Here is a 13958-nt window from a genome sequence, read left to right as displayed (position 1 = left end):
TTGCTGTCTCCAAACAAATTCTATTCTTCCATGATAATATAAACCAGAACGGATTGCAACCGTTCTTTCCTTACATAAATATTACAAAAAATGGGATTTATGCCTCCACTTCGCCAAAAGCCATTTCTTCCGCCACGGAGAGGATTTTTGTATCCGCAATGACGTTAGACAGGTCTTTTGTGCTTCTTGCGTGGACTTTCATATAGTTTGTGGTATGTCCCTCATAGACATCGTCCCCAACGCACCGTTCAAAGAGAACCGACATGACCTTGCCCACATGCTTCTGCAAAAAGGCGTCTGTCATGCGGTCGCTGACGGTAATGAGGTCGTGGCTCCGCGCCTGTTTCACAGCGTTTTGCAGCTGGTCTTTTCTTGCCGCCGCAGGAGTGCCTTTTTTCGGGGAATAAGGGAATACATGGATTTTGGAAAAGCCGATTTCTTCCGCAAAAGCACGGCTTGCCTGATAATCTTCCTCTGTTTCCCCGGGGAAGCCCACGATAATATCCGTGGTGATTGCCACATCCGGCAGATATTTCCGCAGGAGGGCTGCCGCCTGACGGTATTTTTCTGTATCGTATTTACGGTTCATTTCCTTCAAAGTCTTGTCACAGCCGCTCTGGAGGGACAGATGGAAGTGGTCACAAACCTTGGGCAATTCCGCCATAGCTGCCGCAAATTCCTCTGTCACCACGTTGGGTTCAATGGAACTGAAACGGATGCGTTCAATGCCTTCCACCTCATGCACCTGACGGATGATGTCTGTGAGGGTGATGGTTTTCAAATCCTTGCCGTAACTTGCCACATGGATGCCAGTGAGCACCACTTCTTTGAAGCCGTTTTCCGCCAGACGTTTCACTTCCGCAATCACGTCCTCGGGCTGACGGCTGCGGATGGGACCGCGGGCATAAGGAATGATGCAGTAGGAACAGAACTGGCTGCAACCGTCCTGAATTTTCAGATAAGCTCTGGTGCGGTTTGCCAGTTTCTTGATTTCCAGTGGTTCAAAAACACGTTCGTGCATAATGTCTGTCACATAATTCTGCACACCCTGTTCCGCCTGATAGTCTTCCACCAATTCCACGATTTTACTCTTATCCTTGGTGCCAATGACCAGATTTACACCATGCACCGCCGCCAGTTCTTCCGGCGCAGTCTGGGCATAACAGCCCACAACGGCAACAATGGCGTTTTCATTCTGGCGTTTCACCTTACGGATGAGCTGACGGGATTTCTTATCCCCGAAATTTGTCACCGTACAGGTGTTGATGATATATACATCTGCCTCGTCGTCTACGGAAACCACTTCATAGCCCTTTTCCGCAAACAGTTCGGCGATGGCTTCGCTTTCATACTGATTGACTTTACACCCTAAGGCGTAGCTTGCTATCTTTTTCATAGTTCTCCTTCTATGGTCAGACCCGTCAGTCGGCAAATGGTGTCGACAACGGCGCCGTTGTTATTATTTCCTGCCACAAAACGGGCTCTTTCTTTCACGCCGTCCATAGCGTTTTCCATGGCATAGCTGTAATAAGCCTGATCGAACATTTCCACGTCATTGAACTGGTCACCGAATACCAATGTTTCTTCCGGCGAAATGCCCCACATTTCCTGCAAAGCTGCCAATGCACTGCCTTTTGTGACCCCTTTGATGCCTGTGTCCAGACAAGTGTCGCCGGAAATGACCAGCGTCATTTCCTCCGGCATCTGGGGATGCATGGCGTCATAACAGGACTGTGTGGTGTTGCTTCCGTAAACCATCAGGGAAACCTTTGTGACGCCATCTGTCATTTTGTACAGGTCATCCACCAATTCACAGTCATAATGGAATTTGGGGCTGGCAAGGAGGTCGTGTACCTCCTGACTTGTGGTATAACAGCAGTATTTCGCACAGACAAGCCCTTCTGTTTCCGGTAATGTTTCTATAATATCCAGACTATGGGCAATCTGTTTCTCGTTCATACCTTTGAAATACAGTTCTTTCCCATCCTGCACCACAAAGGCGCCGTTTTCCGCAATGACGGTGATTTCCGGCAAATGCTCCTGAAAATCCCTTGCCAGGGAAGGGTACTGTCTGCCGCTTGCTACCACAAAGCGGATGCCTTCCTGCCGCATTTTGGGCAAAAGGTCGTAAATGCGTTTATCTATCTGTTTCTCGTCGTTTAGTAACGTGCCGTCCATATCGGACACAATGAGTTTGATCATACTTCCTGCCTCTTTGTGATAATATCATTGATGCGGAAAAACAGGGGCAGAATTTCCATGGCAACATCGGCTTCTTTCCCCGAAACCCAGATGAGATATTCCCTAAGGGATTCCCATTTTTTACTTCTGGGAACCACCTGGGCACAAATTTCTTCCATTTCGTCCAGCTTCATCATGATTTCTTCTTTTTCCCTTACGGGCAGATTTGCCATGCCCAGAGAGATGCGCACAGAGGTAAAGTCCGCGCTGTAATCGATGTCTTTCTGCTCCTTGCGGATATAGTATTCCATGAGTCCTTCGTTGGAATAGCCGTTGTCCCGAAAAGCTTCCAGCCGTTCCATGAGATGGCGGATATTCTTCCGGTAGACCTCTGCCATATCGGCACAGTCCTCTCGATCCTGAATGACCCATAAATCCTCGTCAAAGCCGTCTATTTTTCCGTCGTAGTGCTGCAGCAGCAGTTGAAACAATTCGCCCAGTTTTTCCTTGTCATGGGAATAGGATTCCCAAATTTCCTGACTATGCTGCAGATCTTCTTCGATCAACGTCCGCATGTCTTTCTCCTCGTTCATACTGCCACCGCCCTTCTTACAAAAAACAATATGCTTCCAGTATTCAGTATAACAAATGGCGAAAGCCTTTGCAAGCAAGGGGTCTGCCAAAAAATCCTACGGTTTTCCTATTTTTTCTCGCAAATTGCCTGTAAAAATTGCCGCACAAAAGAAAAAAACCGGAAATCCCCCTTTGTAACAGGGAAATTCCGGTTTTGCTTTTCAGACTTATTCTTCGTCTTCGTCGTCATCGTCGATGATAACGACCATGCCGCCCATACGTTTATTCAGTTCTTTTCTTGTGATTTTGATGATGTTGGGTACTACGCCGTCGGGCTGTTCGTCGATGTAGTAAGGACCTTCTTTATCGCAGTCGTTTTCATCCATCCAGCCGCTGAAGAAGGAAATGATGGAGCGCATGATTTCTACGCTGTGACCCCAGTAATCCAGATCCAGGAAGATCAGACGTTTCTTTTCGCCTGTCTTGGAGAATTTACGGCTCTTGTAAATCATGGAGAACAGACGTCTTTCTTCGCCCTTATAAGTGAAGTAAACAGCCATTTCATTGCTTTCACCGAAACGGTTTTCATAACGGTTTACCTTTGCTTCGGGATCGAAATATCTCAGGATAAAACGGTAAATCTGTTCCAGTTCGATTTCTTTTGTGATGTAACCATGTGTCTTTGCTGTCATGGAAATGCCACCCTTTCTTTTCGCTGTTTATCTAAATTTGTTTGTATACAAAATATTTCCTTTCCCTTGCATTATACATAACTCCCAGCCCCCTGACAATAGGTATACATCCAGAAATAACATAGAAATTCTTCCCTGTTTTTTGTTCATTTTTTAACGCTTTGTCCCATTGTACGGATAGAAAAACAAAAAGGAAAAGTTCTTCCAAAAAGAATGACTTCTCCTCCTGATTTTATAGGAAAATTTAGTTTTTCATGGCTGCGATCATGGTTTCTGTCAGCAGGCTGCTGCGCTGTGCTGCCATGACGCAAAATTCATCGAAGGACATGCCCGCATCCTCGTTGGCGCTGTCAGAAATGGCGCGGATGATGAGAAAAGGAATCCGGTTCAGCCAGCAGGCATGGGCAATGGCAGCCCCTTCCATTTCCGCACAGTCCCCTTTGACGGTTTTGCGGATTTTCTCTCTGGCTTCCTGGGTAGCGATGAACTGGTCGCCGCTTGCCACACGTCCGGTGATGATACGGCAGTCCAGACCGCATGTTTTTGCCGCTTCCTGCGCCAATTCCACAAGGGCTTCATCGGCTTTGAAATAGCTTTCTGCCATACGTGGGATGACGCCGATGGGGTCGCCAAAAGCGGATGTATCCATATCATGCTGTACCGCGTCTACGGAAATGAGGATGTCCCCCACATGCAGTTCAGGAGAAAGACCACCTGCCACGCCTGTGTTGATGATATAGTCCACGCCGAAATGGTCGATCATTGCCTGTGTGCAGACTGCGGCGTTGACTTTGCCGATACCGCTTTTGACCAGTACCACATTATTCCCTTCGTAACGTCCCACATAATAAGTCAGACCAACCACGCTTTTGGTGGTGACGATATCCATTTTTTCCCGCAGGAAAGAAATTTCTTCTTCCATAGCACCAATGATGCCGATTGTTCTCATGTATATCCACTCCTATTCTGATTTTCTTACCAAATCATAGACATTTTTTTCATCATACCATACATTTCCGACATAATTCAAGAACCCCCTTTTTATCCTCTTGACTTTTTTTGCTTTTTTCTGACAAGTTTTTCTGATACTTCTGTCAGTTGCAAAACACGCCCGCCTTTTGTATACTGTAAAAGAACAGAGAAAGGGTGTGACATGATGAAAAAACCCATTATCGGCATTACGCCGGACTATTCCTATGAAAAAACAAGATTCAAAATCAGTGAAGATTATACCAATGCCCTGCTGAAAGCCGGCGGCGTTCCTGTGTTGCTGTTCCCCGGAGAAGATTTTCCCGACTTTGTGGACGGCATTCTCTTTACCGGCGGCGGTGACATTGACCCTCTGCGCTTTGGGGAAGAACCCATCCGGCAGAATGGACAGATTTCGCCCCTGCGGGACGAATATGAGCTTTCCCTCTGCAAAGAAGCTATGAAACGAGATCTGCCTCTTTTCGGTGTTTGCCGCGGCATGCAGATTATGAACATTGCCGCAGGCGGGGGCATCTATCAGGATATCGAAGTACAGACGGGCACTACCCTCAAGCACAGCCAGCAGGCACCCCGTCCCTACGCTACCCACAGCATTACCATCATTCCCGGCAGTCAGCTGGAAAAACTCTGGCGGACTTCAAAGATTGCTGTCAATTCCCTGCACCATCAGGCAGTATCCTTTCTGGGAAAAGGCTTCCACGTCTGTGCCCGCAGTGCCGACGGTCTGACAGAAGCCATGGAAATGCCGGAAAAAGACTTTGTACTGGGTGTCCAGTGGCATCCCGAATCTATGCATACAAAAGAACAGGAAGCTCTTTTCAGCCACTTTGTCCAGGCGGCTTCCCGTTACCATGAAAGGAGGACTGCACCATGATTTCACATCTTCCTTCCATCCTGCTCCAGGCATCCACGGTAACAGATGCCGTTGATCTGGAAGAACAGGTGGAAAAAACACTGACAGCCACAGAAAAATTACTGGAAGCAGCCACGGAGGCTGGCTTCGTTCTCTTAAAAGTTGTGGCTACGTTTGTCATCTGCTGGTTCCTCATCCGCATCATCAACCATCTTATGCGGAAATTCTTCGCGGCACAGACCAAAAAACAGCGTCTTGCCATGACCCAGCGGAAAGCAAAAACACTGAACTCCATCACTTCCAGCGTGGTGAAATACGTCATTTACTTCATCGGTATCTTCACCGCCCTCACATTCATCGGCGTAGACCCCAAATCCATGCTGGTGGTTGCCAGTGCCGGCTCTGTTGCCATTGGTCTGGGCGCCCAGAGCGTGGTAACGGATATGCTGGAAGGGTTCTTCATCCTTTTTGAAGACCACTACGCTGTAGGGGACATCGTCACCATCCAGAACATCACCGGCACCGTGGAAAGCGTTACCCTGCGTTCCACCAAAATCCGCGATCCCCAGGGCAGTGTCCATATCATCCCTAACGGCTCCGTAGGCACCGTTACCAACATGTGCCGGGATTTCATCAACGCCGTTGTTACCGTAGGCGTTTCCTATGACGCCAGCATCGACCATGTGCTGGAAGTCCTGCGGGACGAAATGGAACAGACAAAAGACATGCCGGATATTCTGGAAACACCTACCATCGTGGGCGTGACAGGACTGGATGATTCCGCCGTTACCGTAAAAATCGTGGCAAAATGTCATGTAAAAACAAACATTTCCGTAGAAGCAGAGCTGCGCCGCCGTATCAAAAACCGGCTGGACAAAGAAGGCATCGAAATCCCCTTCCCTCAGCGCACCCTGCATATCGTACAGCAAAAGGAGGGATAAACCATGCAGTTTTCTGTTGGCGATATCGTACAAATGAAAAAAGACCATCCCTGCGGCTCCAACCAGTGGGAAATCCTGCGGACGGGCATTGATTTCCGTATCAAATGCTGCGGCTGCGGACATATGGTCATGCTGCCCCGTGTGAAGTTTGAAAAAAATGTGAAAAAAGTCATTACCCCCGCAAAGCCGGAGGAATAAAAAAACAGACAGCTTGCTGAAAGCTGATTCCCCTTAAGAAAACATTGCATTCCTTTTTGTTGATTTCTTAAGGGGAATTGCGACGGCTATCTTCAGAAGAAAACATATCAAATAAAATCTCAATATCATAAGAAAGCCGGAATCCTTTATCATCATAAGGATTTCGGCTTTCTTTGTTTTCTTACGAAGATGCCCCTAATAGAAAGCTGTCTTTCTTTTTTTCATAAAACCGCTGTTTTCCGCCATTTTCTGACAATGAGAAATGAAACCGTTGCATTCTGTCACAGACTGTTCTTTTTCTTCCACAAAGCTGTATTTTTATTTAATAAAAATGTAAGGATTCTTTTCGGGTAATGTAAAAATTGAAGCATATACTGTTTACACAAAACAGTTTTTGAGGTGACATAATATGAAAAATATGAAATTATATATGCTCTGTGGTGTACTGGTTCTGGGGCTTGCAGCCTGTCAGGCACAAAAAGAACCTGTTACGCCCCTGCCCACAGGAGAAGCCGCTGTTGAAGCCCAGGCATCCGTTTTCCAGTCCCTGCGTATGGCCAATGGAAATGCCCTTGCCGTCAGTCTGGAAGCTACCCCCACGGAAACAGAAACGCCCTTTTTCTACATAGAAGCCGCAAGGGATACGGAAGTGACTTTGTACTATAACTTCACCAAAGAAGCCGGCGACGCCCAAATTGGCTGTTATACGGAAAGCAGCAAAGAAAAAATGTCTGTGCCTTTGGATTCCTCTGCCGTAACGGAAGAAGTCAACAACGAAATGACCATTTCCCTGCAAAAAGGTATGAACGTGTTCTACATCACCGGGGATGGCTGCGCCTGCAATCTGAGCTGTGAAATCAGCGGCATCGATGGAAAAGACATTTACTATGCCGACACAAAACCCAAAGATATTGCTCCCTGATGACAGATACGGGGCATCTTCATGAGGAAATAAGAAAAGCTGAAACCTTTGCCATACAAAGGATTTCAGCTTTTTTATTGCATCCATATTTTATTGGGTTTCTTCCAGTTTTCCCTCAGAAATCAAGAAAGCGAAAAAACACTTTTTTCTTGGGAGAAACTTTCGGTTTATTTCTTCCGCATGGCGTTGAGAATTGCCAGCACGGCTACGCCTACATCGGCAAAGACTGCTATCCACATGGTTGCCATACCCAATGCACTGAGGAGAAGCACCAGAATTTTGATACCCAAGGCAAAAACGATATTCTGCATCACAATTTTTCTTGTGTTCTTTGCAATGCGCAGACCCACGGAGATTTTCCGCAAATCATCATCCATAAGCACCACATCTGCCGCTTCCATGGCAGCATCGGAGCCCATAGCCCCCATGGCAATGCCCACATCAGCCCCTGCCAATACAGGCGCATCGTTGATGCCATCCCCTACAAAAGCCGTTTTGGCACCTTCTTCCATTTGGGGCATATTTTCCAGAATATGCAGCTTATCCGCCGGCAGCAATTCCGCATAGATGCGGTGGATGCCAAGGGTATTGCCCACTTTTTCCGCCGCCGCTTTGCCGTCGCCAGTAAGCATGACTGTTTCTGTGACGCCATAAGGTTGCAGCGCCGCCAATGCATCTGCCGCACCGTCTTTGATGGTGTCATCCACCACCAGATAGCCCTCATAAACACCGTCTTTTGCCACATAAACCACAGAACCGGTTCCCACAGCTTCGGGACAGGAAACACCTTCTTTTTCCATCAAACGGCGGTTCCCCAAAGCCAGATGGGCACCCTTCCACTGACAGGTGATACCCATGCCGCCCTGTTCCGCGTAGTCTGTTACCCCTTCTGGCTGTCTGCCTGTTTCTGTTTCATAGTGTTTCGCAATGGCACGGGCAACGGGATGGTTTGAAAGGCTTTCCCCTGCCGCTGCCATTTCCAGCAGAGCCGCCGGGTTTTCGCCTTCGATTTTTGTGACCGTAAACTGCCCTTTTGTGAGGGTGCCTGTTTTGTCAAATACGATACGTTTTGTATGGCACAGAGTATCCAGCACATTGCCGCCTTTGATGAGGATGCCGTTCTTAGATGCGGCACCAATGCCTGCGAAATAGCTCAAAGGCACAGACAATACCAATGCACAAGGACAGGATACAACCAGGAAAATCAGCGCACGCCCAATCCATTGGGAAAAAGCACCCTGTCCCAGAATAGGCGGTACCACTGCCAAAAGCACTGCCAGACCTACCACCACAGGTGTATATACCCGCGCAAAACGTGTGATGAATTTTTCTGTCTTGGATTTTCGTCCGGCAGCGTTTTCCACCAGTTCCAGAATCTTCATGACAGTGGATTCTCCGAAAGGTTTTGTCACTTCCACATGGAGCAGACCGTCCCGGTTGATGCATCCGCTGAGAACGGTGCTGCCTGCTTCCACTTCTCTGGGCAGAGATTCCCCGGTGAGGGCTGCCGTATCCAGAAGGGCACTGCCTTCTACTACGGTACCGTCCAGAGGGATTTTCTCACCGGCTTTTACCACAATCACGTCACCGATTGCCACCTGTTCCGGCGAAACTTTCTGCAAACTGCCGTCAGCTGTGAGCACATGGGCAAAATCCGGGCGGATATCCATAAGCGCCGTAATGGAGCGGCGGGAACGACGGACAGCATAGTCCTGAAAGGCTTCCCCCACCTGATAAAAAAGCATAACGAAAACGGCTTCGCTCATTTCACCAATGACCATAGCACCTACCGTAGAAAGGGACATAAGGAAGTTTTCGTCAAAAACCTGCCCTTTGGAAATATTCTTCAATGCCTGCAAAATGACATCATAACCAAAGATGGCATAAGAAATCAAAAACAGTGCTGTCTGCCCCTGTTTCTGCCAAAGACAAGCTGCCACAAAGAACGCCAGCCCCACACCAAAGCGGAGAATCAGCTTTTTGCCTACCGTTTCTTCATGGGAATGTGTATGTCCGCAGCAATCCCCATCACAATGTCCATGGGCAATGCTGCAGCTCTGTCCCTGTTCCGCCAAAGACACTTCTACATCTTTTTCGTACTTGTGTACGATTTCTGTTACTTTTTCCAGCAGTTTTGTCTGGTCTGCTTCTGCTGCAGGCACCAGACGCATTTCCTGTTTCAGCAGATTGATTTCCGCTTCTTTTGTTTCCGGCATTTCTCCCACGGCTTTTTCGATTTTTCCTGCACAGTTGGCACAGGTCAAGCCTTTCAGGGAAATGGTCATTTCTCCTTGGGGCTTCTTCTTTTCCACAAGGGATACTTCCACATCACTTTCATACTTGTGTACGGTTTCTGTTACTTTTTCCAGCAGTTTTGTCCTGTCTGCTTCTGCTGCGGGCACCAGACACATTTCCTGTTTCAGCAGATTGATCTCCGCTTCTTTTGTTTCCGGCATTTCTCCCACGGCTTTTTCGATTTTTCCAGCACAATTGGCACAAGTCAAGCCTTTCAGGGATATGGTCATTTCTCCTTGGGGCTTCTTCTTTTCCACAAGGGATACTTCTACGTTACTTTCGTATTTGTGTACGGTTTCTGTTATTTTTTCCAGCAGTTTTGTCTGATCTGCTTCCGCAACAGGCACCAGTCGCATTTCCTGCTTCATCAGATTGATTTCCGCTTCTTTTGTTTCTGGCATTTCTCCCACGGCTTTTTCGATTTTCCCAGCGCAGTTGGCGCAAGTCAAGCCTTTCAGGGAAATGGTCATTTCTCCTTGAGGCTTTTTCTTTTCCACAAGGGATACTTCCACATCACTTTCGTATTTGTGTACGGTTTCTGTTACTTTTTCCAGCAGTTTTGTCTGGTCTGCTTCCGCCGCAGGCACCAGTCGCATTTCCTGCTTCAGCAGATTGATTTCCGCTTCTTTCGTTTCCGGCATTTCTCCCACGGCTTTTTCGATTTTTCCCGCGCAGTTGGCACAGGTCAAGCCTTTCAGGGAAATGGTCATTTCTCCTTGGGGCTTTTTCTTTTCCACAAGGGATACTTCCACATCACTTTCATACTTGTGTACGGTTTTTGTTACTTTTTCCAGCAGTTTTGTCCGGTCTGCTTCTGCCGCAGGCACCAGTCGCATTTCCTGTTTCAGCAGATTGATTTCCGCTTCTTTTGTTTCCGGCATTTCTCCCACGGCTTTTTCGATTTTTCCCGCGCAGTTGGCACAGGTCAGCCCTTTCAGGGAAATGGTCATTTCTTTCATGGTTCACACCTCTGATCTGATTATATTTGATTATATGAGTAGTTATTCATGTATTGCCTAAAAATTTTTGCGGGCGAAAGCGTTCTTCCGCCGCAAATTTAATCTTCTTCATAGCCATATTTATGGCGAATATGGGTGGTACCCTGTTCCAGAACCGTCCGCACATGGTCGTCGTCCAGAGAATAATAAACGGTTTTCCCTTCCTTCCGGTACCGCACCAGACCATTCTGCCGCAGTACGCGAAGCTGATGGGACACTGCCGACTGGGTCATATCCAGGGCATCAGCCAGTTCTCCCACATTCTGCTCCTGATCCATCAAAAGGCGCAGGATGCGGATACGGGTGGCATCGCCAAAGATTTTGAAAAATTCCGCCAGATCTTTGACAAAATCATTGTCCAGCTCCCGAATCATATCCACTTCTTCTCTATGCTGTTCCATGGAGCTTCTGCCTCCCTTCATTTGAATATCTGCTCATATATTAACATTTCGATTCTCATTTGTCAATGTCATTTTTATCCAAACCCATCAGTTCCACAAATCCCCGGAGGGCATGGGGCATGGCAACTTCTTTCAGCCGCACCATACCAATCTGGCGTTTGGGCACCGGCGGCACCAAAGGGATTTCATAAAGTCCCCCTGACGAGAGGGCTTCTTCCGTAAATTCCCGAATGACAAAGGTCAGCCCCAGATTGATTTTCGCAAAGCTTACCAGCAAATCACTGCTGCCCAGTTCCAGAATGGGATTCAGTTCCACGCCGTTTTCTCTGGCGTATTTGTCCAGACAGCGGCGGGAATTGCTCAAATCCTCCAACAGCAACAGGGGATACTTAGGCAGACTGCGCACATCCATCCCCACCTGTGACAAAGGGCGATACCGCTCACCGCCGATGAGCACATCCTGAATATCCATGCAAGGGATTACGTCCAAATCCCCATCCCCTTCAATGGGCAAATTCACAAAACACACATCCACACTGCCGTTCCGCAGCAGGCGCAGAGATTCGTAAGTGGTTTTATTGGTGACTTTGATGCTGATATCCGGGAAGTGCTTGTGGTACTGCTCCAGATAAGGCAGCAAAAAGTGAGCGATAACGGAATCACTGGCACCAATCTTCAATTCCCCCGTTTCCATGTGGAGCATCTGGAAATACTTATCCTCTGCCGCCTGGATGAGCCCCATGGCTTGTGACAGATAAGTATAAAGTGTTTTTCCTTCCGCCGTGGGATAAACGCCCCGTGCCGTCCGCACCAGCAATTCTCCGCCCATGCGTTCCTCCAGCTGCCGCACTGCCATACTCACTGCCGGCTGGGAAATATAAAGCTCCTTTGCCGCCCGGGACATGTTCCCCGTCCGCACCACGGCACAGAAAATACGGTATAGATCCAGTGAAATATCAGCCCTCATCATTTCATTCCTCTCTGCCTTTGACATTTTTCCTATGATAACCATTTCGCCGGAAAAATGTTTTTTCCTGCAAACAAACACAGAAAAAGAAAAAGTGCGAAACCCCTCCTGAAAAAGAGATTCCGCACTGATACGTTTATTGACCTACAGGCACCAGCACCGGCTGCTCTGTGGCAAAGGTATCATCATTCGTCAAAACATCGGCAGACTGTTCCGCAAAAAGACTTATGCCGCCTTCCTGGGCTGTTTCATAATACATATCGCCATTCTGGAGGGTGAACATCTCCACCGCATCCATACCATTTTGTTTGAGGTGATAAAGTTCTTCACCGTATTTTACCACATCTTCCGCAATCAAATTCGTTGTCACATGCCCCTTGATGGCATCCATCACTGCCGGAATTTCTTTCAGATAAGCAGGGTTACATTTCTGACGGAACAATTCCATCAAAAATGCCTGCTGTACTTCAACGCGCTTCAAATCCCCTTCGGGATAGCCCTTCCGATACCGCAGCAGTCCAACAGCGTCTTTCCCGGACAATGTCTGTTCTCCTGCCTGCAAATGAATGGAAAGATTCTGATAGGGGTCGTCATAGTCCATATCTTGGGACACCGTAAAGGTGACGCCGCCCAAAGCGTCTATGACTGCCTCCACTGCCGTCAAATCCATCCGCACATAATCCTTTACAGGTCTTGCCGTGATTTCCGAAACCGTCTGAATCATCTTTTCATCCCCGTTTTCCTCCGCAAGCAAAGTGGAAATCCTCTGCCCATCGGCGATGAAGGTATCTCTGGGTATGGAATAGATGGTTGCCTTTCCTTCTTGGGACATTTCGTAGGTGAAAATGGCATCGGCACTGCCGCGATCATCTACGCCTACAAACAGCAGACTGCCTTCCTCTGCTAAGCTGCCAAATTCAGCAGCCGTTTCCACCTTCTGCTCTTTTGTCACATAAGTTTCCCGGAGGGTACAGCCTGTCAGCCATGCTGCCCCCAAAAACGCTGTCCCCACACAGACACTCAACAGTAGTTTTTTCACCCCCACAGGTTTTTGATTGCGAATCATGGTAAACCTCCTTTGTAATTGTTTCTTCTCACTTGCCATTTGTGTAGTCAAAATTTGTTTTTTGGCCATTGCCTCTGCCAAAAGTTCCAGAATCACCCGCATGTAGTCATCCCGTTTTGCCTGCTCCATAGACCGTACCACACACCAGTCACAGGAAATTTCGCATGCTTCCTGCATCTGCGCCGCTGCCACGTAAACCATGGGATTGAACCAATGGATAGACGTTGCCAGAACTGCCAGCCACCGCCAAACAATATCCCCACGGCGGTAATGAACCAATTCATGGCACAGCACATAAGGCAGGCGGCTTTCTGTCAGGGCTGTTTCCGGCAGAATCAGCGTCGGTCTTAAAATCCCCATGACCATAGGCGAAACTGCCGCCGATGTTTCGTAGACCCGCAGACGTTTTGGCACGCCTGCCAACTCCATGGGCTTTCCTGTGCGACGGATATGCCTGCTGAAACGAAAATAGCCTGTCAGTCGGTATCCAAGGCTCCCCAAAGCCCCCAATACCCAAAGGACTGCCAGCACATCCCACCAAGGAACGGGCGGCAAAGCTGTTTCTTCCGTAAAAGGCAGGATTTCTCCCGCTGGTGCTTCAACAGTATCCACAGGCGCTGGCTGTTCTGTCACAGTCTGTTCCGCTGGAAGCGGTACTGTCTGCACCACTTGTTTTTCCTGTAGAGGCTGCACAAGGGCAGGCACTTTCACGGAAACAGGCACCACCATCACCAGCAGAACACCTACCCAAAGCACATATTGCCATGTGGGCGAAAACTGCTTTCCTGTCCATTTCTTCAGTGCCAGCAAAATGCCCGCAAGGAAACTTCCTGCCACAGAAAGCACCAAAAAGGTCTGAAACCATTCCATCACCTTCATTC

The 13958-nt window shown here is 48.1% G+C and carries 13 protein-coding genes; 4 read left to right on the top strand and 9 right to left on the bottom strand.

The annotated features are described in order from the left end of the window. Positions 1-97: 97 nt before the first annotated feature. From mtaB to INF29_RS02680, 5 genes are all read right to left on the bottom strand, one after another. Positions 98-1396 carry a tRNA (N(6)-L-threonylcarbamoyladenosine(37)-C(2))-methylthiotransferase MtaB gene (mtaB, locus tag INF29_RS02700; RefSeq protein WP_193484434.1) on the bottom strand — a complete coding sequence of 433 codons (1299 nt, stop codon included), beginning with the start codon at positions 1394-1396 and terminating at the stop codon, positions 98-100. Further along, a complete protein-coding gene (locus tag INF29_RS02695) occupies positions 1393-2202 on the bottom strand; it encodes an HAD family hydrolase (RefSeq protein WP_193484431.1) in 810 nt (269 codons plus the stop codon). Before INF29_RS02695 ends, mtaB begins: the two co-directional genes overlap by 4 nt. Further along, positions 2199-2774, bottom strand: a complete 576-nt coding sequence (locus INF29_RS02690; RefSeq protein ID WP_193484430.1) for a hypothetical protein — start codon at positions 2772-2774, stop codon at positions 2199-2201. The genes INF29_RS02695 and INF29_RS02690 overlap by 4 nt, the downstream gene beginning before the upstream one ends. Positions 2775-2981: 207 nt before the next feature. Beyond that, positions 2982-3446 (bottom strand): hypothetical protein, encoded by a 465-nt coding sequence (locus tag INF29_RS02685; protein WP_072852218.1) that lies wholly within the window; start codon positions 3444-3446, stop codon positions 2982-2984. Between the two features lie 244 nt (positions 3447-3690). Continuing rightward, on the bottom strand, positions 3691-4395 hold the full coding sequence (locus INF29_RS02680) for a 5'-methylthioadenosine/adenosylhomocysteine nucleosidase (protein WP_072852216.1): 705 nt from the start codon (positions 4393-4395) through the stop codon (positions 3691-3693). 207 nt (positions 4396-4602) lie between these two features. On the opposite strand from INF29_RS02680, the gene INF29_RS02675 reads away from it, so the two are divergent. The 4 genes from INF29_RS02675 (at position 4603) to INF29_RS02660 (ending at position 7350) form a co-directional block, all read left to right on the top strand. Then, complete coding sequence (locus INF29_RS02675) at positions 4603-5310, top strand: gamma-glutamyl-gamma-aminobutyrate hydrolase family protein (RefSeq protein WP_193484428.1); 708 nt, start codon at positions 4603-4605, stop codon at positions 5308-5310. Further along, positions 5307-6230 (top strand): mechanosensitive ion channel family protein, encoded by a 924-nt coding sequence (locus INF29_RS02670; RefSeq protein ID WP_193484426.1) that lies wholly within the window; start codon positions 5307-5309, stop codon positions 6228-6230. The genes INF29_RS02675 and INF29_RS02670 overlap by 4 nt, the downstream gene beginning before the upstream one ends. Positions 6231-6233: 3 nt before the next feature. Further along, a complete protein-coding gene (locus INF29_RS02665) occupies positions 6234-6428 on the top strand; it encodes a DUF951 domain-containing protein (protein ID WP_022255174.1) in 195 nt (64 codons plus the stop codon). Between the two features lie 409 nt (positions 6429-6837). Beyond that, positions 6838-7350 (top strand): hypothetical protein, encoded by a 513-nt coding sequence (locus INF29_RS02660; RefSeq protein ID WP_193484424.1) that lies wholly within the window; start codon positions 6838-6840, stop codon positions 7348-7350. A 167-nt stretch (positions 7351-7517) separates the two neighbouring features. Here the strand turns inward: INF29_RS02660 and INF29_RS02655 are convergent, their stop codons facing one another. From INF29_RS02655 to INF29_RS02640, 4 genes are all read right to left on the bottom strand, one after another. Further along, positions 7518-10604, bottom strand: coding sequence for a heavy metal translocating P-type ATPase (locus INF29_RS02655; RefSeq protein ID WP_193484423.1), 3087 nt, complete (start codon positions 10602-10604; stop codon positions 7518-7520). A 98-nt stretch (positions 10605-10702) separates the two neighbouring features. Continuing rightward, positions 10703-11044, bottom strand: a complete 342-nt coding sequence (locus INF29_RS02650) for an ArsR/SmtB family transcription factor (protein ID WP_087989169.1) — start codon at positions 11042-11044, stop codon at positions 10703-10705. Positions 11045-11099: 55 nt separating this feature from the next. After that, complete coding sequence (locus tag INF29_RS02645) at positions 11100-12014, bottom strand: LysR family transcriptional regulator (protein WP_193484421.1); 915 nt, start codon at positions 12012-12014, stop codon at positions 11100-11102. 133 nt (positions 12015-12147) lie between these two features. Continuing rightward, positions 12148-13947 (bottom strand): M56 family metallopeptidase, encoded by a 1800-nt coding sequence (locus tag INF29_RS02640; RefSeq protein ID WP_243184068.1) that lies wholly within the window; start codon positions 13945-13947, stop codon positions 12148-12150. Positions 13948-13958: the final 11 nt, after the last annotated feature.

The organism is Anaerotignum lactatifermentans (assembly GCF_014982935.1).
Classification (GTDB): domain Bacteria; phylum Bacillota; class Clostridia; order Lachnospirales; family Anaerotignaceae; genus Anaerotignum; species Anaerotignum lactatifermentans.
Note: the sequence above shows the minus strand (reverse complement) of the source record. Positions and strands in the feature narration are given on the sequence as shown.

Bases quoted from the DNA above. Each gene is read 5' to 3' on its own strand.
- INF29_RS02680 (WP_072852216.1), bottom strand. From the start codon at position 4,395: ATGAGAACAATCGGCATCATTGGTGCTATGGAAGAAGAAATTTCTTTC.
- mtaB (WP_193484434.1), bottom strand. From the start codon at position 1,396: ATGAAAAAGATAGCAAGCTACGCCTTAGGGTGTAAAGTCAATCAGTAT.
- INF29_RS02660 (WP_193484424.1), top strand. From the start codon at position 6,838: ATGAAAAATATGAAATTATATATGCTCTGTGGTGTACTGGTTCTGGGG.
- INF29_RS02690 (WP_193484430.1), bottom strand. From the start codon at position 2,774: ATGAACGAGGAGAAAGACATGCGGACGTTGATCGAAGAAGATCTGCAG.
- INF29_RS02685 (WP_072852218.1), bottom strand. From the start codon at position 3,446: ATGACAGCAAAGACACATGGTTACATCACAAAAGAAATCGAACTGGAA.
- INF29_RS02640 (WP_243184068.1), bottom strand. From the start codon at position 13,947: ATGGAATGGTTTCAGACCTTTTTGGTGCTTTCTGTGGCAGGAAGTTTC.
- INF29_RS02650 (WP_087989169.1), bottom strand. From the start codon at position 11,044: ATGGAACAGCATAGAGAAGAAGTGGATATGATTCGGGAGCTGGACAAT.
- INF29_RS02655 (WP_193484423.1), bottom strand. From the start codon at position 10,604: ATGAAAGAAATGACCATTTCCCTGAAAGGGCTGACCTGTGCCAACTGC.
- INF29_RS02675 (WP_193484428.1), top strand. From the start codon at position 4,603: ATGAAAAAACCCATTATCGGCATTACGCCGGACTATTCCTATGAAAAA.
- INF29_RS02665 (WP_022255174.1), top strand. From the start codon at position 6,234: ATGCAGTTTTCTGTTGGCGATATCGTACAAATGAAAAAAGACCATCCC.
- INF29_RS02645 (WP_193484421.1), bottom strand. From the start codon at position 12,014: ATGATGAGGGCTGATATTTCACTGGATCTATACCGTATTTTCTGTGCC.
- INF29_RS02670 (WP_193484426.1), top strand. From the start codon at position 5,307: ATGATTTCACATCTTCCTTCCATCCTGCTCCAGGCATCCACGGTAACA.
- INF29_RS02695 (WP_193484431.1), bottom strand. From the start codon at position 2,202: ATGATCAAACTCATTGTGTCCGATATGGACGGCACGTTACTAAACGAC.